The organism is Rhodococcus cercidiphylli (assembly GCF_033042225.1).
In the GTDB taxonomy this organism is placed as follows: Bacteria; Actinomycetota; Actinomycetes; order Mycobacteriales; family Mycobacteriaceae; genus Rhodococcoides.
In genome coordinates this window covers 15,010-36,031 of the sequence record NZ_JAWLKE010000003.1, presented here as the reverse complement: position 1 = coordinate 36,031, position 21,022 = coordinate 15,010, and the positions used below count along the sequence as shown (strand labels likewise).

Below are 21,022 nucleotides of genomic sequence, written 5' to 3'. Positions count from 1 at the left end.
TCTGCAATACACCGAGCCTCGAGTCTCGCAACGATCACGTCATGACCAACGATTATTGGATCTTTGTCCGCCAAGCCGCCCCTGCATCGTCTGTCCTGATCGGAACGGTTTCGCCCATGTTGGTCGGTGAACGTGCAGAGCCGCGGCGTAGACATTCGGGCGTCGACCACACCCTGTGGACGCAACCGGGCCGAAGGGGAGTGTCGTGAACTGGTTGGGAGTAGCCGTGGCAGCGGTTGCGTACTACGCCCTCGGCGCGCTGTGGTTCGGCCCCTTGTTCGGGCGCGCGTGGGATCGTTCGATCGGGCATGATCGGGCGCAGACGGGAAACCGATTCCCTTTGTCCTACTATGCGGTTCCGCTCTGCTGCTCGGCGGCGACGACCATCGTGATCGCTCTAATTCTCGACGTCATCGACTCGGACGCCGCGGTATCGGGCGTGCTCGTCGGACTGGGTGTCGGGTTGGGCTCCGCCGCAGCATCATTGACCAACGCGCTGACGCCTCATACTCCACAGCCATTTGTATTCGGAGCTGTCACCGCGAGCTACCACCTCACGGGAGCAGCAGTAGCGGGCGCGGTCCTCGGAGTAGTCCCGTGACGTTCAGTCAGTGCCGAATCGAATCGTCTCTCTTCCGCCGGGCAAACAACCTTGCACATGCTCAGATCGTGTGATGCAGTGGCGTCGTGACCCGGCCCGCACCCTTCTCGACGGTGGGTCCGTCCACTCGTGAATGGGTGTGTCGACACCTGCATGCCGGTGAACGAATGATCGAAGTCGAACCTCTGTCCGGCGGAATCACCGCCGACACCCGCAAGTTGACCGTCTGGAACACACATGGATTCAGTCGGCACCTGGTGTTGCGCAGCTACGCCACCCCCGCCAGTTTGCGATACGCCGAGGATTGGCTGAGCCGAGAGAGCAACGCTCTGACAATGCTCTCCGGGTCCGGCGTGCCGACTCCAGAACTGGTGGGAGTCGATCCGGGTGCTGAGCACTGCGAGTATCCCTCGCTCCTGATGACGCACCTGCCGGGTTCGGTGGTTCTCACCGACGAGGGCGTCGACGAGCGGGTCCGCCTCCTTGCCCGGCAACTCGTCCAAATTCATGCAGTGAATGCAGGTACTTCGCCCCGTGAGTTTCAGGCATCGACGACTGCCGATACCGTCGTGGTGCCCGCACGGGCCGACACGAAAATATGGGCCGCCGCACAAGACCTACTTCGCGGGCCTGTGCCGACATACGAGGGCCGATTCCTGCATCGAGACTTCCAACCTGGCAACGTCCTGTTCGACGTATCGCAGAACTCCGCGCCCCGGATCACCGGAGTAATCGACTGGGCGGGTACCTCGCGGGGTCCAACGGACCTCGACGTGGCGCATTGTTCGACCAATCTCGCTCTGCTGCATGGCCCCCAATGGGGTTCGCGGTTCGCCTCTGTCTACGAGGAGGCCGGCGGCGTTCTCACCGAGAGCGGACGAGCACGGCAGTACTGGCGTGTGCGCGATGCGTTGGCATGCTCCGAGGAGGTCCAGATGTGGGCGAGGCCGTGGCGCGAAACAGGCCGCACCGACTTGACGCCGTGCGTTGTGGAGGATCGATTGGACGCGTACATCTCACTGTTGATGGGCGCACGAGTTCACTGAGCTTCCAGCACCTCCTCGAGTCTTTTCAAGTCGTCGGCGACCATGCCGAGATCACGCTCGAATTCGTCGTCGCTCAGTTCGATTTGTCGGACCGTGAACAGAATCTCCGCGCCATTTGGATGACTCAGCACCCTTACGGGATTGTTCACGACGGTCCCCGACGGCAGTGTCACGTCGTGATCGAGGACGCCGAGGTCGTTGTGCGGAACGAAGCGTACGGTCACCTGCCCCATCGGCGAATCGACGAGGAGCCGATCACCGTCGATGGTCACCGGGCTGTTCGCCAGTCCTGCTGCCCATTTGGGCAAGTTCGCAGGATTCGCGGCGAACTCGTACACCTCGTCGGGTGTACGCCTGATAACTCGAGCCACATGTCGACTTGCCACAAACGGTCTTCGGTTCATAGCAGCGACCCTACGTCTGACGGGCCGTAGCCGAACTCGTCGAGAACCGACGGAGCAGCTGCCGGAACCGCAGACGTGGGTCTACGAAAGCTGAGACTTGAACATGTTCAAAGTCAGGTATACGGTCAATTTTGAACACGTTCAGAATTGAGGTGAATCGATGGCTCGCACGTCCGAGACTCGCGACAAGGTGGTCGAGGTAGCACTTCGACTGTTTCGCGAGGAGGGGTTTCAGGCGACCACGATGCGTCGCATCGCCGACGAAGCGGGTGTCTCTCTGGGAAATGCGTACTACTACTTCGCCGGCAAGGACGAGCTGGTCAACGAGTTGTACATGGTGATCCAGCGCGATCATCGCGAGCGTGCACTCCGCGTCCTCGTCGACGGCGGATCACTGTCCGAAAACCTTGCTGCCGTCTTGCATTCCGGGCTGGATGTGATGGAGCCGTATCACGCATTCGGTGGATCCTTTCTGCAATTGGCGCTGCCCACCCGGTCCAGTTCCAGTCCGTTCTCAGAAGAATCGTCCGATGCCAGGTCCATGGCCATCGACCTCATGCGAACCACCTTGGAGACGTCGAAACAGAAGGTTCCCGGTTCCCTGAAAGACGTTCTTCCGCAGCTGCTCTGGATGATCTACATGGGTGTCACCCTCCATTGGGTCACCGACTCCTCGGACAACCAGGCACGCACCCGCACCCTGGTCGACGGGCTCGTACCGGTGGTCGCCAAAGCCGTACGTCTCGCTCGTCTCCCGGTGGCGCGGGGGTTGGTCACCGACGTGGCCGGCCTGTTGAAACGAATGACCTCTCCAGAAGGGTTGGACCAGTGACTGATTCACCATCGACTGTCGTCGTCTGCGGCGCCTCCGGCTACATCGGCCGGTATCTGCGTCGCTCCTACGAAGATCGCGGCATTCGCGTCAGGACCGTCGGGCGCGGAACATTTAGTGATGCAACATGGTCCGATCATCGCGGCCTCGTCGATGTGCTCGATGGTTCCGATCTGGTCGTCAACCTCGCAGGCCGCTCGGTGAGCTGTCGCTACAACAAGGCGAACGCGGACGAGATCATGTCATCGCGCATCCAGACGACGGCCCAACTCGGGCGTGCCTTGGCTCAGGTCCAGAACCCACCCGAGTTGTGGGTCAACGCCAGCACGGGCACCATCTATCGCGATTCGCGCGACAGGCCGATGGACGAACGATCCGGCGACATCGGGTCGGGATTCTCCGTCGAGGTCGCCCGCGCCTGGGAGCGTGAGCTGTTCGACGCCGATGTGGCCATTCGCAAAGTGGCGCTGCGTATGTCGATAGTGCTGGGTGCAGGCGGCGGGGCGATCAACCCGATCATCGACCTGGCCCGAGTGGGACTCGGCGGCACGATGGGCGACGGCGGCCAGATGTTCAGTTGGGTGCACGTCGCCGATGTCGGACGCATCCTCGATCACCTCTACGACAACGCTGGCATCTCCGGCCCCGTCAACGTCGCCACGCCGTTCCCGGTTACCAACGAGGAGCTGATGCAGAAGGTGAGGAACACCCTGGGGCGAAGCCGCGGGTTGCCGACACCGGCATGGCTGCTTCAGTTCGGGGCACGGGTGATTCGCACGGAGGCAGAGTTGGTCTTGAAGAGCCGTTGGGTGGATCCACAAGTATTGAACGGCAGTGGCTTCGAGTTCCGATACCCCGACCTGCAAGAAGCGCTGACCGACATCGCATCCGAGACACCCCGAGGCCTGCTCCCCGTCGCCCTGGGATGACGACGGAGAGCCCTCGGAACTACACGAGCGACGCCGATAGTCCTCCGTCCAGGATGTAGTGGCTTCCGGTGATCCACGACGCCCGGTCGGAGGCGAGGAACAACGTCACCTCCGCGATGTCCTCGGGTGTCCCCAGTCTTCCCTGCTTGGCCTTGACGAGGTCACCGAACGGGATCTGGGTCGCGGCTTCGAAGTCCGGGACCAATCGGTCGACCATTGCCGTGTCGGCGAATCCGGGGCACACCGCATTCACCCTCACTCCCGATGCTCGCATCTCGATGGCGGCGACGCGGGTGAGCTGGATGACTGCAGCCTTTGTAGCGCAATAGGATCCGAGCAACGCCGTGCCGCCCACACCGGCGAGCGATGCGATGTTGACGATGTTGCCCTTCGACTCCACCAGTGCACCGATCGCGGCTTTCATCACCAGGAACGTACCCTTGACGTTGACGGAGTAGATCTTGTCGAAGCTCTCCGTCGACTGTTGGAGCAGCGGCGACGACACTTCGATTCCCGCGTTGTTGACGACGATGTCGAGACCACCGAGAATCTCGACGGCCTGCGCCACCGCGCTCTGCACCTGACTCTCGTCGGACACATCGCAGTTGGCGATCCCGGCGGCACCGATCTCCTCGGCTGCCTTCGCTGCTGCGCCTTCGTCGATGTCGCTGACGACGACGCGTGCACCGCGCTCGATGAACATCTGGGAGATGGCTTTTCCGATGCCGGCTCCAGATCCGGTGACGAATACTCTCTTGCCCTCGAACTCGGTCATGGTGTGGTTCCCTTCGATAGTGAGTGAGACATGGTGCTGCGTACTTCGGTCTTGAGGATCTTTCCCACTTTCGAGCGGGGAAGATCGGTCCAGATCTGAATCTGTTTGGGTGCCTTCATACTTCCGATTCGTGCCTTCACGTGGGAGATCAGATCCTGGTCGGACGCATCCCGGCCGGGTCGCAGCAGAACTGCCGCGGTGACGCGTTCGCCCCACTTGTCGTCGGGCAGCCCGACGACGGCGCATTCCTTCACCGACGGATGCGACAGCAGAGCCTGTTCGACCTCGGCCGAGTAGACGTTGAACCCGCCCGTGATGATCATGTCCTTGGCGCGGTCGACGACATACAGGTAGCCGTCGTCGTCGAGATAGCCGATGTCACCGGTGTGGTGCCACCCGTACGCCCCCACTTCGGCTGTGGCGTCGGGATTCTCGTGATAGCCCTGCATCACCAGGGGCCCGCGGACAACGATCTCTCCGCGCTCACCACGATCGACCAATGCGCCCTCGTCGTTCATGATCGACACCGCTGTCAGAGGGGTCGGCTTGCCCGCCGAGCTCAGTCGTTCGGTGGCGATCGATCCGTCGCTGTGGAAGTGATCGGCCGGAGCCAGCGTTGCGATCATGTTCGGTGCCTCGGTCTGCCCGAAGAGCTGCCCGAGAACCGGTCCTACTCGGGTCAGTGCCTCTTCCAGCCGAGTCGGCGACATCGGAGCGGCCCCGTACCAGAGGCATCGTAGCGACGTCAGATCCGTGACGTCGAGATCCGGATGATCGAGCACGCCGTAGATCACCGTCGGCGGCAAAAACGCGTGGGTGATCCCGTGTTTCTCTATGAGGGACAGAAACTTTCCGACGTCCGGAGCAGCCATGACGACAACGTGTCCGCCGAGACTGAGGATGGGGAACGTCAGCACGCCCGCGGAGTGGGTCAGCGGCGCGAGAGCCAGGTACCGAGGCCGATCCCCGAAGGGATAGCTCATGAGTGCCGTCGCCGTCGAGGTCATCATGTTCTCCTCGGTCAGCCTCAGCCCCTTTGGTTTTCCGGTCGTACCGCCGGTGCCGGCGATCATGCACAAGCCGTCCGTCGATCGTCGATCTTCGACCGATTCAGAACCATGTTCGACGAGCCAGCTGTCGTACGAGAGTGCTCCCGGTACGTCACCGTCCAGACAGACGAGCCATTCCAGTCGAGGCAGCTGGTCGCGAATGCGACCGACGAGGTCGGCGAAGGCTTTCTGGAAGAACAAGAATCGGCAGCCGAACAGCTCGAAGAGTTGCCGATTCTCGTCGGCTTCGTTGCGTGGATTGATGGGGCACCACACCGCTCCCGCGCGCGAGATCGCGAACACGCACGTCAGCGCGAGCGGGTCGTTGGCGGATAGCACAGCAACCCGGTCACCTGCCTCGATTCCGTTGTGCTGCAACGCAGAGGCGATGGCCACCGTGTCTTCGTACACCTGGCCGTAGTTTCGGGTGGTATCACCGATGGTGAGACAGGGTGCGTCTCGACCCAGTGACACACCCTTGTCGAGGTAATCGGACAGCCGCATCGGCCCTGTCCTCAGCTGTGTGCAGTGACGATGGGTTCGAGCACTAGCCCGAACGCGCGAAGCACGCCGAGCAGTTCTCGATGCCCGAATGCCTGGCAACTCGAGGCGAATCCCACCTTCTTCGGCGGTCCCTGCAGCAGATGCGCCGCTGCGTAGGCGTTGAGCAGCGCGGTCTGCTTGTAGTTGCAGTTGCCGTGGATCACGGTGTGCACGCGACCGAGTGGTCCCGACGCATAGACCGAGTCGAGTGAGGTGTTGATGCGTGGGTTCTCACGCGGGGGTGTCTCGCTGCGCACCGACGACGACACCGTGTCGATGATCTGGTACTTCTCGGCGTCGGACTTGCCTTCCATCTGGGCCATTGCGGCAGAGATGATCTGGGGCACTGCCAGCATCAGCGGCTTGTTGATCACCCCGCCCAGGGCACGTGCGTTCGCGACGCGAGGATCGTTCTTGAACCACACCGGATGGGACGTGCCACCCCAGGGAAGAGCCAGGCCCAGATCGTGTTGGCCGGGCACGACGACCTGCATGACCCCGTCGTCCGGCCATTCGACGTACTCGTTCTGCTCCAGGTAGTAGGCCTTGGAGAACGCGGCATTGGTGAGGATCGTGTTCGTCGACGCGACCGTCGGGTGTCCTTTCCAGAACACTTCGATGTCGAGTGTGTCCAGGCCCGGCGTCTCGAGGCAGATGTTCGCAGCGATCTCGCCGATGCTGTACATCTGGGCCAATCCCGTTGTGAGCACGAGGTTTCGGGCAGCGAATTCCGCGCCGTACTTGGCCTCGGCGTCGATCATCCAGTCCTGCTCACCCGTGGTGTCGGTGTAGTGCGCGCCGATCTCGATGCACGCCTGCGCTACTTCGTGGCCGTATCGCGAGAACGGTCCGACCGTGTTGAGGACGATCTCGGCACCCCGGAATGCTTCCGCGAGGGCCGCCGCGTTGTGTTCCACCTCGACAACGTCGTGTTCGACGGTCTCGATGCCGGGAACCACGTCGATGATGCCTTTGACTCGACCTTCGTCGCGTCCGGCGGCCAGGAACGGAATGTTGTACTCGCGCAGGTATTCACAGATCAGTCGGCCGGTGTATCCCGACGCACCGTAGACGACGACGCGCTTGTCGGTTGGCATGGAAGGTCCTCTCGTGATCGGCCCGTCCGCACGGCGGACCGAGATGGATTGAGACGGCGAGCACCGGAGGGGACGTGGGGAACATCCGCCCTTCTGACGTGTGCTGCGCATCACACTAGGATAGAATTTGTACAGACGTCAAGCTTTTTCTTGACAACTGACCAACATCTGGCCGACACCGACGTTCCCTGATCGGCCGTCGGGCATACACTGAGGTGACGACCACGCGCGGAAAGGACTCGGCACATGACCCAGACCGTTGATCCTCGCGCGCGTATCGAAGAGCGAGCCCGCAACAAGTTCGAGGCCAAGCGCACCGAACTGGCCGAGGCGACGCTGCACACGCTGGCCGAATTGGGTTACGCGCGCACGTCACTGCGGGAGATCGCGCAGAATTCCGAGTACTCACACGGCGTGCTGCACTACTACTTCACCGACAAACTCGACCTCATCACGCACGCCGTTCGCCAGTACGAGGCCATGTGTGTCACTCGCTACGACGAGGTGGTGGCCAACGCCGTCGACGCCACCGGCTTGTACGCGGACTTCGAGGAGAAGTACTTCGCCACTCTGGCCGAGGACGCCGGCATTCATCGACTCTGGTACGACCTGCGTAATCAAGCCCTGTTCGACGGGTCCTTCCGCACCGACGTGCTCGAGATCGAGGCGCGTCGTGAGGACATGATCTGGCGCGTGGTCGCTCGTTACTGCGAACTTCGCGGCTCCACTCCCGCACTCGACAAAGCCTCGGCCTACATCCTCCTCGACGGCATCTTTCAGCGCGCTCTGCTGCATCACCTGGCCGACAACACAGCCGAGATCGCTGCCGCGCGTCGCCAACTGCTTGCTGCGTTCGCATTACTGGACTGCCCGACGCCTCAGTAGGTTCCCGGCCTCAGTAGGTTCCCGGTCGAGTCCCCGTGTAGATGCCTGGAACCCGAAAGCGAAGGGGCGCTTCGTCGTATTCCTCGAGGGCGTGTGCCGTCCATCCGACAATGCGGCGAGTGCGAACAGCATCTCCGGGGTGTCTGCCCTCAGTCCGTAGGCGAGGGTGAACGTGGCGAGAGCGAAGTCCGAGTTCGGAAAGGTATCGAATCTGCTACTCACTTCCTCGATAATGGTGTCCGCTGCAGCGATCACTACGGGGTCCGCACCGTGAGCCGGGTCGCGAAGCAGTCGCAGTAGCTCCTCGGCACGCGGGTCTCGGTCGGTGTAGATGACGTGCCCGAAGCCAGGCACCCGCTCCCCGGACCTCAATTGTGTTGCGAGAGCGCCTATCGGATCGTCGATCGCGGTTGTCAGGAACCGATACACGGGATCGGCAGCGGAGCCGTGCAGCGGGCCGTCGATGCATCCCAGACCCGCCGAGACTGCCGAATACAGATTGGCTCGGGTGCTCGCTGCCACCCGAACTCCGAGCGTCGACGCAGCAAGACCGTGGTCTGCCATCAGGACGAGCGCGGCCTGCAAAACCGCCAGACCGTTCGGATCGGATGAGTCGGACTTGACTGCCGCCCAGACTGATTCGGCAACCGAAAGCTCCGGAGAACCACCACCGAGTGCTGCTGCGACCGTCGCCAGCAGCTGCCCTGCCTCGCGGACAACGGATGTGGACCCGGTGTCGAATCGCATCGGTCGGTAGGTGGAGGCGATGTCGACGGCGATACGGATCCGATCGATGGACCGGCAATCCGGTGACACCAGCGTTGTCGCTTCTCTACATCGTTGCACCACAACGGAGTCCGCGTGGAAGTGGACTTCGTCCAGCAATTCACCCGTCCAGACGAAGTGCGCAACCGACTCGAACGCACGCGAGCTGAGCTCCACCGCATCACGCCCCCGGTAGTACAGATGCCCGTCGTCGATCAGCGTGATCCGAGTCCGAATTCGTTCCACGGCACCGATATCGGTACGCCGAGCGGTGTCGCGTCCGGCGAGAGATTCCACCTCGTCGACGTCGAACACACTCCCCCGTACGCCGGTCAGTCGAGTGCTGGTCAGCAGACCGCGGCTGACGTACGCGTACACCGTTTCCGGCTTGACCCCCAGCCGTGCGGCAGCCTGGGCGGTGGTGAGCATGTTCCGGCCGTCGGCGTGCGTCATGTCCGCCCTTCATATTGATTCGATCAACATTGACAATAATCAACGTTAGCGCGGATCGTAGGGGTTGACCAGCGCAAAGGAGTGCAGCCATGACCGTTCTCGATGCCCCACGGGGGCTCCACAACGTCGTTGTCACCACCACATCGATCGGAGATGTTCGCGGCGACGAAGGTTTCTATCACTACCGCCAGTACTCGGCGATCGACATCGCGCTACACCTGACCTTCGAGGACGCGTGGTTCCTCATGGCCGAAGGACGGCTGCCGGGCGATTCCGAGCGCGCCGAATTCCTGCGTACGGTGGCACCGCTGCGAAGATTGCCGGAGGACGTCGCAGCTGCGGTGAGGACGGTGGCGCAATCGGGTCCCGAGCAACCCCTCTTTGCGCTGCGGACGGTGTTGTCGGGGTTGGCAGGCGCAGTTCCCCTCTACGAGTCGTCGGAATCGGACAAGCGTGCGACCGCGCTACGTCTGTGCGCAATGACGCCGACCATTCTGGCTGCCGTACAAAGGATTCGGGCCGGCAAACAGCCCGTGGAACCGCGCGAGGATCTGACCACCGCGCAGAACTGGTTGTTCATGATCACCGGGCAGGTGCCCGACGCCGCCCACGCCCGAGCGGTCGACCGATACCTCACCGCCACGATCGATCACGGGTTCAACGCGTCGACCTTCACTGCGCGAGTCGTCGCGTCGACAGGTTCGGACATCGCATCCGCAGTGTGTGCAGCCATCGGTGCCTTCGCCGGTCCGTTGCACGGAGGTGCCCCGGATCGTGCTCTCGACGGGCTGGACGAGATTGCCGACGTCGATTCTGCAGACGCGTGGGCGCGAGCGAAAATCTCTGCAGGCGAACGCATCATGGGCTTCGGGCATCCGGTGTACCGAACCGATGATCCCCGATCGGTGATGCTTCGGGAAACGGCGCAGGAGTTGGGCGGGGAGCTCATCGACAAGGCGGTGCAGGTCGAGAAGGTCATCACCGCTGCGCTCGCGGATCTGAAGCCGGACCGCAAGCTGTACGCCAATGTGGAGTACTACGCCGGCGTCGTGATGGAGCTCTGCGGAATTCCTCGGTCGATGTTCACGCCCACCTTCGCCTGCAGTCGGATGGTCGGGTGGTGTGCCAACATCGTCGAGCAGTCGCATGACAGCAAGATCATTCGCCCGATCGCCCGCTACGACGGCCCAGTGCCTTCGGCAGTGGTGCGGTTGAGTGCCACCCAGGGCACCTGAGCACGCCACTGCGGCGGAGCCGCATCACGGTGTGCCATCATGATCATGCGCCGGTGCGCGCAGCGGCGGTGGGGCTCGCCGTAACCGAACCTCGGTCTTCGGACCGACAACAGTCCCTGTCTCGGCACTCGTATGTCCGGAGATAGGGAGCAGGTTGATGAACAATTTCCACGAGATGCACGGCGCTACCGCCGATGGGTCCCTGCCGGTCGACCCCGACAGCCCGGCCCCTTCCCGCCCAGTGCATGCCCAACCCGCCGCTATTGCGGCCGTAGCCCTCGGCGGCCTGGTAGGTACCGGTGTTCGATACGCGGCCGAGACCGCGTATCCGCCCAACTCGGGTCCGTTCCCTTTCACCACACTCATCATCAACCTCACCGGAGCTTTCGTCCTCGGGATGCTGTTGGAGCGTCTTGCGCTCTCCGGCCCTGACGACGGCTGGCGACGCCGAATCCGATTGTGTATCGGCACCGGGGTACTCGGCTCGTACACCACCTACAGCTCCTTTGCTCTCGAGACCGTGGAACTGCTGCAAAATCATCGGGTGTTGGCGGCCGCGTTGTACATGACCATCAGTGTGGTCGTCGGTACGTTCGCAGCCGGGGCAGGCATAGTTCTCGCGCAACGGTTCGGTGCCCACACGGAGGACAAGCGATGATCGCACTGTGGGTCGTTCTCGCCGGAAGTGCCGGGGCAGTGAGCAGGTTCGTGCTCGACGGCGTCATCCGAACGCGACTGAAGACCGAATTCCCCTACGCCACAGTGCTGATCAATGTCACCGGATCGGCCGTACTCGGCGTCGTGGCGGGGTTGGTGATGTTTCGGTCTGCACCTGAGCAGGTGCAGGCAATTATCGGTGTCGGGTTCTGCGGTGGTTTCACCACTTTCAGCACCGCAAGTGTGGAGACCATCCGCCTGCTCGAACGCCGCCGCTACGGGCTCGCCGCGTCCAACGCTATCGGCACGGCGCTCGCCACCACCGCGGTCGTCGGTGTCGCGATGATCGCGACGGCGTACATCTGATGAGGGCGCATGTTCGTTCTGCAGTGCACGATTCGAGGAGGCAATGATGTCCAGTTCAGACCACCACCGACGCAGCGCGGTAGAGCACATCGACGGACCGGACGGTGGTCCCCAGACCCACAAGTGCCCCCTGGTGGTCGGTTACGACGGCGGCGACATCTCGCATCACGCACTGACGTGGTCGCTGCAGTTCGCATCGGGGATCGGAGGATCGGTGCATGTCGTACACGTGATCGACCTAGCCGACACACCCGTCGACCCCGACTCGGAGACGTACGAAGAGGACACCGAGGCCCAGGCAGGGCGCGAACGTGAACGTGCAACCGAGGCACTCGACCGAGCCGACGTGCCATGGACCTACGATGCGGTCTACGGCACTCCCGGCGGCGCACTGGAGTCTTTCGGACGGAAGTACAACGCGCAGATGATCGTCCTAAGTGCGTCCGGCGGCGGGTTTGTCTCGGTGCTACGCAGATTGGGCGGCGAGTCCGCAGCCGACAATCTTGCTCGACACTGCGGTCGGCCGGTTCTGACAGTGCCCGCTTGATTCAGCTGAACCGTTTCGGCACCTAACTCGACGAGCGCGTCCAGATCGTCGTCCGACCCGTCCTGGACCCGAACGGTGGCCTCGATTCACAGTGCTCTATCCGGACTCGGCACCGGCCTTCTACGTGGTCTTGATCGATTTCCGAGAGCGAGACAGTCGAGTCACTGATGGATCCGGAACCAACCTGAGCGAAGGCCGAATGATCACAGACTCTTGATTTTTGCGAACGGGTAGCTGCCGACGATTACGACGATGAAGACATAGGCCGCCAGACCGAGTAGCTCCCACATCGTTCTTTGGCGATGGAAGTCGGTGAAGATCCAAACAAGTGGAGCCAGCAGCAAAGTAGCGGCAGCGACGCCGCAGACCACGAATATCCTGTTCGCCCGTGCACGCAGGTGCGGCGTGGTCTTCACTCGGTCCGGCACGTCGCGGCCGTAGTAGTCGACGTGGAGCGCCTTTCCTCGAAAGCCAACTGCGGCGCCGTACGCGAACGCGCAAACTCCGACCATCAGTAGCAGCGCAAGTACGGTGTTCACGTATCACTGCGCCGTTGCAGCTCGACGCGACTTGGCCAGCGATCTGTAGTTGCGAATTGTGTTGACGCACAACCATCCGGTCACGATGGGTGCGAAGAAGCCGAGTGCCAGGCCCTCGCCCATCAGCGAAAACACAACGACTGCGAACCCGATCAGCGTGACAGCCACCGAATCGATCTTTCGACCGATAGACGAACCCGAGGTCGCCACGATGCCCGGAAACCGCGGCGAGTCGACAAGAATCCGTATCGCCGCGACGCATGCAACCAGTCCTGCAACGACCATGAACGCGAACACAATCGTTCCACCCCAACCGATCTCGGCCCAGTTCAACCGCGGCTCGAACAACCCGCGAAAGAAAGCCTCGAGTATCGGGACCGACGCGAAGTAACCCAGATACAGCAACACGATGGGTCCTGCCAGACCTGCAGTCGTCCGCCGATTCGCCATACCGAACGGTATCAAACGGCTCGGCTAGAAGCTCGAAAGCAAATCCTCCGTGATGACGACAGTCGCAAATTCCCCGTGCAGGTTTGTTGCCGTCATTGCCGACAAGGTCGCCGCGGGCACCGTGGTTCCGTCGAGTGCGAGGCGATCGAAGGTGTGTGTGGCGTCGATGACGAAGTAGGCGTCGTAGCCCAGGTTTCCGGCCATGCGTGCTGTCGTTTCGCAACAGTGGTTGGTGGTGATCCCGCAGATCACGACCTGGTCGATGCCCTGTGCACGTAGCCAGGCGTCGAGATCCGGCGTGCCGTAGAAGCTCGAATTGACCCGTTTGCTGATCAGCAAATCCGGAGTTCCTTCGATGACGTCTTTGAACGCATGCCCCGCACCGGTCGGAGACAATGGCGACACAGGGTTGTCGGAGTCGTGTCGAACGAACACGATCGGCCATGCCTTGGATCGCCACGAACGAACGAGGGCAGCAATATTGGTTTCGCACGACGGATTGTCCCGCGGGCCCCAGAATTCGGAATCGTCGAATCCAGCCTGCACGTCGACGACGATCAGAGCAGGCCGTTCGAGACGTATCGGCGGTACGTTCATGCTGTTCAGGCTAACCTCCGAAAGCCGTCGAGACCACAATGCCGGGTGGCCCCTTACCCACCCTCGTTCTCGTTCGATCAGCACACGGTAGTGCACTGTGCGGTGTGCGCCGTACTCCGTGAATTGTACTGAGCTGCACTGTGAACGGGTGGATACCCGGGACGCTGCTCACCACGCGGGAGAAGGACCGGAAAACCGCCGGCCGCGGCACGTGCTCGCCTCGAACGAAAACTACCTACTACCCGGCAACCGATTCACTACTCGATCAGGTCGAATTCCCAGTTGATGCGTTGGATCTCCAGATCCACCAGCCGGATCTGTCTGGCGATATCGTCCGCCGTAGAGCGCAATTCGGCAACCGGAAGGGCTGCGACATACACCAACTCCGACCGCAGCTGTCGCGGACCGTACCGACGCTCCTGTTCACGTCCCGACGCGGCGTCCGCTGCTGCGGAGATCGCCTTGTGACGCATACGCAGCACGTCACGGGACGCGAGTGCGTCGGTGAGGGTTCCGTCCCGCATCGTCGCGGCGCTGTTCGTCCGGTTGATCCTGCGAATGAGGATCTCAAGACGATCGAGCACAGTTGTGTACTCCGACAACAGAATTGCCGCATCTTCGGCCGGTGATTCACCGTCCTGATGGCGGGCGTTCGCCAGAATCCGAACCTTCAGATGTTCGGTGCGCTTGATCAGTTCCCCTCGTTCAGCGAGGGCCTCGGCAAGCTTCATGTTCTGCACCTCGGCGTTTCGATACCGACGGTGATGTGACTACGGGCGCTCATGCGCCTTTCGACGTGTCGAATGAGTTCATGGAACAACAAGTACCACAGTCCGCCTGGATACGGAAGAGCCGGTGCCGATGGCGCAGCTATCCGAGATCGAGAAGAAGTCGCTTCAAAAGGCCTGCAAGTTGGCGTCGCTCATCCGGATTCAACGATTTGAGCAGAGCTTCCTCATTGGCTACGTGAGCGGGTAGCGCGGCATCCACTGCAGCGATCCCGGCCTGCGTCAATTGCACTATGACCACCCGACGATTGGTGGGATCGATCTCGCGTTCGACCAATCCCTTGTCGGTCAACCGATTCAAACGGTGCGTAACGGCACCTGACGTCACCATCGCGCTGTCCAGCAACTGCCCGACGGTGAGGCGATGCGGAGACCCGGCGCGCCGGAGCGTTGCGATGAGATCGAATTCGCCTGGTTGCAAACCGAATTCGGCCAGTACAGCCTGCGTGCGCCTGTCCAGGACGGACGCCGCACGGCTGATACGGCCGATGACCTCCATGGGTCCGACATCCACATCGGGCCGCTCGGCCCGCCACTGCTGGACAATCCGGTCCACTGCGTCGAGTGCCTCGTTCGACATCGAGCCAACCACCCTCAATACTTCAGCGCTCAATTGTTTGACATTGTGCCACGCCCGTCATACCGTTCAATGCTAGATAGTTCAACGTTAAGACGTTGACTGACAGCGCCCCAGAGATGAGCTCCCGATGCGACCACCTCGCATGCAGACACACCCAACCGATGCTCGACGCCACCGCGCACCCGACGTCGCCCCCTCGACTCTCGGATTGACGGCCGCTGCCGCACTCGCTCCCATCCTCTGGGGCACGACGTACGTGGTGACCACCGAACTCCTTCCCCCCGATCGCCCGATGACCGCCAGCGTGCTGCGCGCGGTTCCCGCCGGGCTCCTTCTGCTGCTCATCGCTCCGGGCGTCCCCGCAAAGGGATGGCGACTGAAGATCGCGACCCTCGGTGTACTCAACATCGGATTGTTCTTTCCGATGCTGTTCGTGGCGGCCTACCGGCTACCCGGTGGAATTGCCGCCGTCGTGGGGTCCGCGCAGCCGCTTGTGATCGTGGCTGTATCGGCGATCTTCGGTTGGGGGCGAACGCGGCCCATCCAAGTTGGATGGGCTGCAATGGCCGTCGTCGGGGTTGCACTGACAGCGGTGTCCGGAACGATCCGACTCGACGCCATCGGCCTCGCCGCCGCAGTGGTCGGAGCCGTCAGCATGGCAATCGGCGTCGCCCTCACCAAGCGCTGGGGTGTGCCACCCGATACCAGCCCACTCAATTCCACTGCGTGGCAACTGATTGTCGGCGGAGTGGTCATCTCGCCACTGATTCCGATCGTCGACAACGGGCCATGGGCACTGGATGCCGAGGCTGCAATCGGCTATGCATGGCTCGCAGTGGTGGGCGGCGCGTTGGCCTACTCACTGTGGTTTCGCGGTGCCCGCGCTCTCCCCAGTGCCAATGTCACACTCCTCGGCGTGCTGAGTCCGCTCACTGCAGCAGTCATCGGATGGATAGTGCTGGGACAGAGCATGACCGGAGTTCAGTGCGTCGGCTTCGGCATCGCGCTCGTGGGTTCGATAGCCGGACAGTTCGTCACGACACACCCACCGCGATCGGTGGCGTTGAGGTACAGAAAAGTCCCGGGCAGGAGTTCGTGAGAACTCCCGCCCGGGACGATTGCGACGCGTGCTTTAGCGAGACAGAAGTTCGTAGACCAGCACACCGGAGAGCGACAGGATGGAGAGGAATCCGAGGACACCGAGTGCGTTCTTCCACCACGTGTTTCGGAGGTCTCCCATCAGTTGGCGGTTGTTGCTCATGACGTAGAGCAAGAAGCCGAGGAATGGGGCCACCAGCACGGTCAGAGCCTGCGCGACGATGATCAGTTGGATCGGCGACGAGGTGAACATGATCGTGATCGCCAAACCGAACGCCAGGATCGCAGCGCAGGTCACCTTCGCCGTAGGGGTGCCGGGCGATGCTCCCCGGCCCAACGCGTCGGAGAGCATGGTTCCTCCGGCGGTGGCATTGGCCACCATCGAGGAGAAGGCCGCTCCCGACAGTCCGAGGGCGAAGATGGTCGAACCGATCGGTCCTGCAATGGGTTCGAATATTTTCGCCAGTCCGACCAAGCTGGTGGCTTCGGCATTCTGGCTCTCGAGTACCGCAGCGGCCACGACGATGACGAGCGCTGTCATGATGCCGGGGGCGACGATGCCGGGAATCGTGTCGGCAATGGAGGTTTGACGGTATTCGCCTCTGGTCCGGCCCCGTTCGTGGATGCCGTACGAGGTGAAGAACGCTGCGTTGAGTGAGAAGTTGGTGCCGACGAGCGCGACGATGAGCAGCAAGCTTCCCGAAGGGGCGCTGGGCATCACGCCGTCGAGAGCCATGTACCAGTCCGGCTTCGCGATGACCGCGCTGATGATGAAGGCCGCACCGAGGAGTCCGACGATGACGAGCAGCACTCGCTCGACTATGCGATAGACGTTGCGAAACAACAGGATCAGCGCCACGAATGCCGTGCAGGCAATCGTCCAGATCAGTGGGGAGCCGCCGAATACCATCGACAGCCCGAGTCCGGATCCGACGGCATTGCCGACCGAGAAGCACAGGGTGATGATGAAGACCCCGAAGCCGGCAGCGACGCCGACGCGGTGCCCGAGGATGTCTTTGACCGAACTGATCAACGACGTCGTCGTCCGTATTCCCAGACGCACGCTCATATCGGCGTACACGAGCATGAATACCGTCGAGAGCACGACGACCCAGATCAACGCGTAGCCGTACTTGCTACCGGCCTCGACCGCACTCGCCAGGTTGCCGGGGCCGAATTGCCAGGCGCCGGCGATGAAGGCGGGACCCGCCATGGCCAGCGTGCTCAGGACTGTCTTCCATCGACTCGACATGGCAGGCGGTCCATCTGCGGTGATGGTGGACGCGGCTGGTGCCACCGGGGTCGTGCGGGGTTGACTCATGACGAGCCTTTCTGGTGACGCTCCGTACTCGCTACTAGAGGCAGTGTGCCCTCGGCTCGACGCGGTGGGGAGCGGATACGAAAAGTACGAGCGAAGGTCGGTGTGCGGCATCGACGGCCGGACGAAGATGGCCACCGATGCCGACCGAGTGATCTGACGCGGTCTGTCCCTGCGAGGGAACTCAGACCAGCGCGGGTACTACCGAACCGAGGTTCGCGGAATCGAGTGCCGCCGCGATCTCTTCGTGAGCGCCTGCGGCCAGTGGCAGCAGCGGCGAGCGGACGGTGGCGTGCTCGAGGATGCCGCGGTGGACCAGGCCTTCCTTGAGCGCGACAGTCCCCTCCATGTGAGATCCGCGGTGATAGACGTTGGCGGTGACGGGCAGCAGACGGTCGTGGATGGCGCGTGCGGCCGGGTAGTCCTTGGCCTTGCCTGCGGCGATGAGCTCGACGAGGGGTTCTGGAGCCAGGCCGCCGTAGCCGACGAGGAGGCCGTCGACGTCGAACATGGTGTGCAACAGGTATTCGTCGTGGCAGCTGAGGATCTGCAGGTCCGGGTTCTCCTTACGCAGAACCGGGATCTCACGGTCCCAGCGGCGCATGTTCCGAACGCCGTTCTTGGTTGCGAAAACGCCCTCCTGAGCGGCAATTTCGAGCTGGGTGTCGAGGTTGTACGTCGCCTTGGTGACATCCGGGTACTGGAACAGGATCAGCGGCAAGCCCGATCCCTCGTACAGTGCGCGGTACCGATCCTGCGGTGCGCCGTCCTGGTAGCCGAAACGCAGCCAACCGTGCGACGGGTACACCAGTCCGGCGGACGCACCGGCGTCGACCGCGCGCTTGGCTTCTTCGACGGATACGGCCGTTCCTTCCCCGGTGATGCCGGCGATGATCGGAAGCTTTCCCTCGACCGAATCGCGGAAGGCACCGATCACCTTGGCTTGCTCGGCCTGGGTGAGGAATGTGCCTTCACCCGCGTGACCGAGGACGACGAGACTCTTGACGCCGTCGACGCTGCCGAGCCAGGACCCGAGGCGCTGGATCGCGTCGTAGTCGACCTCACCATCGCGAGTGAACGGCGTGATCGGTGCTGGGCTGAGTCCGCGGAGATCGAGTGAATTCATGTTGTCGTCCTTCTCGAGAATCTGATGGGAACGTTGTCGGGAACGTTTGCATTACGCTAAACCGCTCCCCGTGGATGTGTCGACCATCACTTTGGAGATCAGGGGTGACAGGCATCGCACAGCGCACTTGCAAACGTTCCTGGGACGTTTGCATGCGCCGCAGGCTGGCGATCTGTAAGTTCGGCCGTACCAGGAGATTCAACGAACAGTCAGGAACTGCACATGCGTTCCACCCGAAGTGGGCTCTCGACGGAGCGCACGGACGCGGTCACACTGCGTGACGTCGCCAAGGCTGCCGGGGTCAGCATCTCGACCGTCAGCCGTGTTCTCGACGACCGCGTCGCACCGTCCCGATCCGCGACGGCCGTACGGGTGCGCGAGATTGCCGAGCATCTCGGATACCGGCGCAACACGTTCGCGTCGAATCTACGACGCGGTGCCACCGCCACCATCGGAGTCCTGGTGCCACGCCTCTCGGACACCGTGATGGCGCTGATGTTCGAGGCCATCGACCGGGCAGCGGGCAGGGAGGGTTACCACGCCGTCGTCGCGACGAGCGGCGACGATCCCACCGACGAATGGAACGCTGCGCAGTCGCTTCTGGAGCGCAATGTCGATGGGGTCGTTCTCGCCACGAGTCGCACCGACGACCCCCTCCCCAGTCACCTGCGCGAGAACGGAATTCCGCACGTACTGGTGCTGAGAACCGATGGAAAGAGCCCGTCCTCGATCGGCGACGACGAGACCGGTGGATATCTGGCTGTTCGTCACCTCATCGATCTCGGCCACACCGACATCGCAGTGCTGACAGGCCCTCTGTTCACGTCCAGTGCTGTCGGTCGTCTGGCGGGCGCGCACAGGGCATTTGCCGAAGCCGGCCTCCAACCACGCCCGGAGTGGACGATCGAAACCGGCTACGGAATCGAAGCCGGGGCAAGCGCAGGACACGATCTGCTCGACGGCTCAGGCCGTCCCACCGCCGTGTTCGCAGCCAACGACAACCTTGCCCTCGGAGTGTTGTCGGCAGCACATCGACACAATCTGGCTGTCGGAGAAGACCTTTCACTGGTCGGCTACAACGACATCCCGCTCGCGCAACTGTTGCCGGTTCCCCTGACCTCGGTTCGCACCGCATTCGACCAAATCGCCCGAACCGCAATGGAAATACTACTCAACGGCGACGACGGCTCGACTCCGCTGAAAAAGGCACTCCCGACACTGATCCCGCGACAATCATCGAGCCGTGCGGTGAGATGAGTTCATCAGCGGGACTGTGTCGGTTCTGGCTCATCGGTTTTGTCGTCGCCCTCACCGCGTCGTGCAGTTCGTTCGAGCCCGGCGAACGCAGGTCCATGGACGAAGAAGAAGTGTCGCGTGGTCTGCAGGACATAGCTTTCGACGTGCCGAGTGGCTTCGAGTTCGTTCAGGCCTTCACCCACACGGAGTTCGTCGGCCAGCCCGCGTGGCGGGCCCGATTCGACGCGCCGAGCGAGGCCGGCGACGATAAAGCGCTATCGGCGGCAAACCCTTCCTATCCGCCCCTGCAACCGGTGACGTGCGCCGCTGCATCGACGAGCAACTGGTCTGCACTGGGCTTGACCTGCGAACCCGAGATGCTGTCCACCTCGCGTCCTGCGCAGGGGACGGCAGACCCCTGACCGTCCTGCTCACCAGGAACACACGACAGTCGTCGCTGTTCATCTACTCCCAGGGCCACTGACTGTTGCAGCGACGCTATGCGGGCTGAAGCAATTGGAGGCCGAATCGGGTTCAACTGACCGCGCTGAGCGCGGCTAGCTGCACCCGATTTTGCCCAGCAGCGGAGTCCGGCACCTCGCTGACCACATGCTGCCGATCGATAGACCTGGGGACATATCTGTCGAAATCGCGACAGCCCCGCTACGATGCTCGATACATCAGACCGAACGGTCTTGAAAATGGAGGATCACATGCCGTATCTCGGTCTGCTGGTGATGTTGCTGTGGGTGTTCTGTCTGATCGACGTGATCACGGCCGACGATGGTGGAGTGCGATTTCTCCCGAAGATCGTGTGGTTGCTGTTGGTGGTGTTTCTCCCGCTCGCCGGCTCACTGGCATGGTTGTTCGCGGGACGTCCTGTAGGAGGCGGAATCTGGGGAGGTCCCGGTGGCGGCAACCGGCGCGCGAGCAACTCTGCGTTTCCTGAATACGAAACACGCCCCGGCCGTCAGGCTGCCCAGAACCCCGATGCCGATGCAGAATTTCTCCGGCGTTGTCGAGAACGTGCAGAGGAACAACGCCGACTCGAGCGCGAGCGTCGCAAGAGAGATCTCGGGTTCTGATCTGGGCGGGCAAAACTCTCA

General features: G+C 62.4%; 26 protein-coding genes. 14 read left to right on the top strand and 12 right to left on the bottom strand.

Going from position 1 to position 21,022, the window contains the following annotated elements:
• Positions 1 to 205 precede the first annotated feature (205 nt).
• Entirely contained in the window at positions 206 to 601 is a 396-nt protein-coding gene (locus R3P95_RS07230) for a DUF1761 domain-containing protein (RefSeq protein ID WP_317547831.1), read from the top strand.
• A 167-nt stretch (positions 602 to 768) separates the two neighbouring features.
• Positions 769 to 1,647 (top strand): phosphotransferase family protein, encoded by an 879-nt coding sequence (locus R3P95_RS07225; RefSeq protein WP_317547830.1) that lies wholly within the window; start codon positions 769 to 771, stop codon positions 1,645 to 1,647.
• Here R3P95_RS07225 and R3P95_RS07220 read toward each other — a convergent pair.
• A complete protein-coding gene (locus R3P95_RS07220) occupies positions 1,641 to 2,051 on the bottom strand; it encodes an SRPBCC family protein (RefSeq protein ID WP_317547829.1) in 411 nt (136 codons plus the stop codon). The genes R3P95_RS07225 and R3P95_RS07220 overlap by 7 nt on opposite strands.
• A gap of 160 nt (positions 2,052 to 2,211) precedes the next feature.
• On the opposite strand from R3P95_RS07220, the gene R3P95_RS07215 reads away from it, so the two are divergent.
• Together R3P95_RS07215 and R3P95_RS07210 are read left to right on the top strand one after the other, a co-directional pair.
• The gene (locus R3P95_RS07215; protein WP_317547828.1) at positions 2,212 to 2,883 is read left to right on the top strand and encodes a TetR/AcrR family transcriptional regulator; all 672 of its coding nucleotides are present in this window, start codon (positions 2,212 to 2,214) and stop codon (positions 2,881 to 2,883) included.
• The gene (locus tag R3P95_RS07210; RefSeq protein WP_317547827.1) at positions 2,880 to 3,812 is read left to right on the top strand and encodes a TIGR01777 family oxidoreductase; all 933 of its coding nucleotides are present in this window, start codon (positions 2,880 to 2,882) and stop codon (positions 3,810 to 3,812) included. Before R3P95_RS07215 ends, R3P95_RS07210 begins: the two co-directional genes overlap by 4 nt.
• Before the next feature lie 19 nt (positions 3,813 to 3,831).
• On the opposite strand, the gene R3P95_RS07205 is transcribed toward R3P95_RS07210, so the two are convergent.
• From R3P95_RS07205 to R3P95_RS07195, 3 genes are read right to left on the bottom strand one after another with little or no spacing between them, the layout of a single operon-like run.
• A complete protein-coding gene (locus R3P95_RS07205; protein ID WP_037193844.1) occupies positions 3,832 to 4,587 on the bottom strand; it encodes an SDR family NAD(P)-dependent oxidoreductase in 756 nt (251 codons plus the stop codon).
• The gene (locus R3P95_RS07200; RefSeq protein WP_317547825.1) at positions 4,584 to 6,140 is read right to left on the bottom strand and encodes an acyl-CoA synthetase; all 1,557 of its coding nucleotides are present in this window, start codon (positions 6,138 to 6,140) and stop codon (positions 4,584 to 4,586) included. The genes R3P95_RS07205 and R3P95_RS07200 overlap by 4 nt, the downstream gene beginning before the upstream one ends.
• A gap of 11 nt (positions 6,141 to 6,151) precedes the next feature.
• Positions 6,152 to 7,276: a DUF5938 domain-containing protein gene (locus R3P95_RS07195; RefSeq protein WP_317547823.1), complete on the bottom strand. Its 1,125-nt coding sequence runs from the start codon at positions 7,274 to 7,276 to the stop codon at positions 6,152 to 6,154.
• A 246-nt stretch (positions 7,277 to 7,522) separates the two neighbouring features.
• Here R3P95_RS07195 and R3P95_RS07190 point away from each other — a divergent pair, with 246 nt between their 5' ends.
• Positions 7,523 to 8,161, top strand: a complete 639-nt coding sequence (locus R3P95_RS07190) for a TetR/AcrR family transcriptional regulator (protein ID WP_317547822.1) — start codon at positions 7,523 to 7,525, stop codon at positions 8,159 to 8,161.
• Here the strand turns inward: R3P95_RS07190 and R3P95_RS07185 are convergent.
• On the bottom strand, positions 8,135 to 9,379 hold the full coding sequence (locus R3P95_RS07185; RefSeq protein ID WP_317547821.1) for a citrate synthase: 1,245 nt from the start codon (positions 9,377 to 9,379) through the stop codon (positions 8,135 to 8,137). The two genes, R3P95_RS07190 and R3P95_RS07185, sit on opposite strands and share 27 nt — an antisense overlap.
• A gap of 89 nt (positions 9,380 to 9,468) precedes the next feature.
• Here R3P95_RS07185 and R3P95_RS07180 point away from each other — a divergent pair, with 89 nt between their 5' ends.
• The 4 genes from R3P95_RS07180 to R3P95_RS07165 all read left to right on the top strand — a co-directional run bounded on the left by R3P95_RS07180 (position 9,469) and on the right by R3P95_RS07165 (position 12,184).
• Complete coding sequence (locus R3P95_RS07180) at positions 9,469 to 10,614, top strand: citrate/2-methylcitrate synthase (protein ID WP_317547820.1); 1,146 nt, start codon at positions 9,469 to 9,471, stop codon at positions 10,612 to 10,614.
• A gap of 157 nt (positions 10,615 to 10,771) precedes the next feature.
• On the top strand, positions 10,772 to 11,272 hold the full coding sequence (crcB, locus tag R3P95_RS07175) for a fluoride efflux transporter CrcB (RefSeq protein ID WP_317547819.1): 501 nt from the start codon (positions 10,772 to 10,774) through the stop codon (positions 11,270 to 11,272).
• Positions 11,269 to 11,637, top strand: coding sequence for a fluoride efflux transporter CrcB (gene crcB / locus R3P95_RS07170; protein ID WP_300520907.1), 369 nt, complete (start codon positions 11,269 to 11,271; stop codon positions 11,635 to 11,637). The genes crcB (R3P95_RS07175) and crcB (R3P95_RS07170) overlap by 4 nt, the downstream gene beginning before the upstream one ends.
• A gap of 46 nt (positions 11,638 to 11,683) precedes the next feature.
• A complete protein-coding gene (locus R3P95_RS07165; RefSeq protein ID WP_317547818.1) occupies positions 11,684 to 12,184 on the top strand; it encodes a universal stress protein in 501 nt (166 codons plus the stop codon).
• Between the two features lie 203 nt (positions 12,185 to 12,387).
• Here R3P95_RS07165 and R3P95_RS07160 read toward each other — a convergent pair whose 3' ends face one another.
• The 5 genes from R3P95_RS07160 to R3P95_RS07140 form a co-directional block, all read right to left on the bottom strand.
• Positions 12,388 to 12,723: a hypothetical protein gene (locus tag R3P95_RS07160; RefSeq protein WP_317547817.1), complete on the bottom strand. Its 336-nt coding sequence runs from the start codon at positions 12,721 to 12,723 to the stop codon at positions 12,388 to 12,390.
• Positions 12,724 to 12,726: 3 nt separating this feature from the next.
• A complete protein-coding gene (locus R3P95_RS07155; protein ID WP_269596469.1) occupies positions 12,727 to 13,173 on the bottom strand; it encodes a hypothetical protein in 447 nt (148 codons plus the stop codon).
• A 24-nt stretch (positions 13,174 to 13,197) separates the two neighbouring features.
• A complete protein-coding gene (locus R3P95_RS07150; protein ID WP_269596470.1) occupies positions 13,198 to 13,770 on the bottom strand; it encodes a cysteine hydrolase family protein in 573 nt (190 codons plus the stop codon).
• Positions 13,771 to 14,027: 257 nt separating this feature from the next.
• A complete protein-coding gene (locus tag R3P95_RS07145; RefSeq protein ID WP_283347486.1) occupies positions 14,028 to 14,501 on the bottom strand; it encodes a DIP1984 family protein in 474 nt (157 codons plus the stop codon).
• A gap of 139 nt (positions 14,502 to 14,640) precedes the next feature.
• Positions 14,641 to 15,138, bottom strand: a complete 498-nt coding sequence (locus tag R3P95_RS07140; protein ID WP_283347487.1) for a MarR family winged helix-turn-helix transcriptional regulator — start codon at positions 15,136 to 15,138, stop codon at positions 14,641 to 14,643.
• Positions 15,139 to 15,280: 142 nt separating this feature from the next.
• Between R3P95_RS07140 and R3P95_RS07135 the strand changes: the two genes are divergently transcribed.
• A complete protein-coding gene (locus tag R3P95_RS07135; protein ID WP_283347488.1) occupies positions 15,281 to 16,237 on the top strand; it encodes an EamA family transporter in 957 nt (318 codons plus the stop codon).
• 33 nt (positions 16,238 to 16,270) lie between these two features.
• Here the strand turns inward: R3P95_RS07135 and R3P95_RS07130 are convergent, their stop codons facing one another.
• A complete protein-coding gene (locus R3P95_RS07130) occupies positions 16,271 to 17,449 on the bottom strand; it encodes an Nramp family divalent metal transporter (protein WP_394855403.1) in 1,179 nt (392 codons plus the stop codon).
• Between the two features lie 106 nt (positions 17,450 to 17,555).
• Between R3P95_RS07130 and R3P95_RS07125 the strand changes: the two genes are divergently transcribed.
• A complete protein-coding gene (locus tag R3P95_RS07125; protein ID WP_179276454.1) occupies positions 17,556 to 17,714 on the top strand; it encodes a hypothetical protein in 159 nt (52 codons plus the stop codon).
• A gap of 24 nt (positions 17,715 to 17,738) precedes the next feature.
• On the opposite strand, the gene R3P95_RS07120 is transcribed toward R3P95_RS07125, so the two are convergent.
• Entirely contained in the window at positions 17,739 to 18,680 is a 942-nt protein-coding gene (locus tag R3P95_RS07120; protein WP_269596473.1) for a dihydrodipicolinate synthase family protein, read from the bottom strand.
• A gap of 222 nt (positions 18,681 to 18,902) precedes the next feature.
• Between R3P95_RS07120 and R3P95_RS07115 the strand changes: the two genes are divergently transcribed.
• The 3 genes from R3P95_RS07115 (at position 18,903) to R3P95_RS07105 (ending at position 21,001) form a co-directional block, all read left to right on the top strand.
• Positions 18,903 to 19,937 (top strand): LacI family DNA-binding transcriptional regulator, encoded by a 1,035-nt coding sequence (locus tag R3P95_RS07115; protein WP_143536624.1) that lies wholly within the window; start codon positions 18,903 to 18,905, stop codon positions 19,935 to 19,937.
• Entirely contained in the window at positions 19,934 to 20,338 is a 405-nt protein-coding gene (locus tag R3P95_RS07110) for a hypothetical protein (RefSeq protein WP_269596474.1), read from the top strand. The genes R3P95_RS07115 and R3P95_RS07110 overlap by 4 nt, the downstream gene beginning before the upstream one ends.
• A gap of 291 nt (positions 20,339 to 20,629) precedes the next feature.
• Complete coding sequence (locus tag R3P95_RS07105; protein WP_283347490.1) at positions 20,630 to 21,001, top strand: PLD nuclease N-terminal domain-containing protein; 372 nt, start codon at positions 20,630 to 20,632, stop codon at positions 20,999 to 21,001.
• Positions 21,002 to 21,022: the final 21 nt, after the last annotated feature.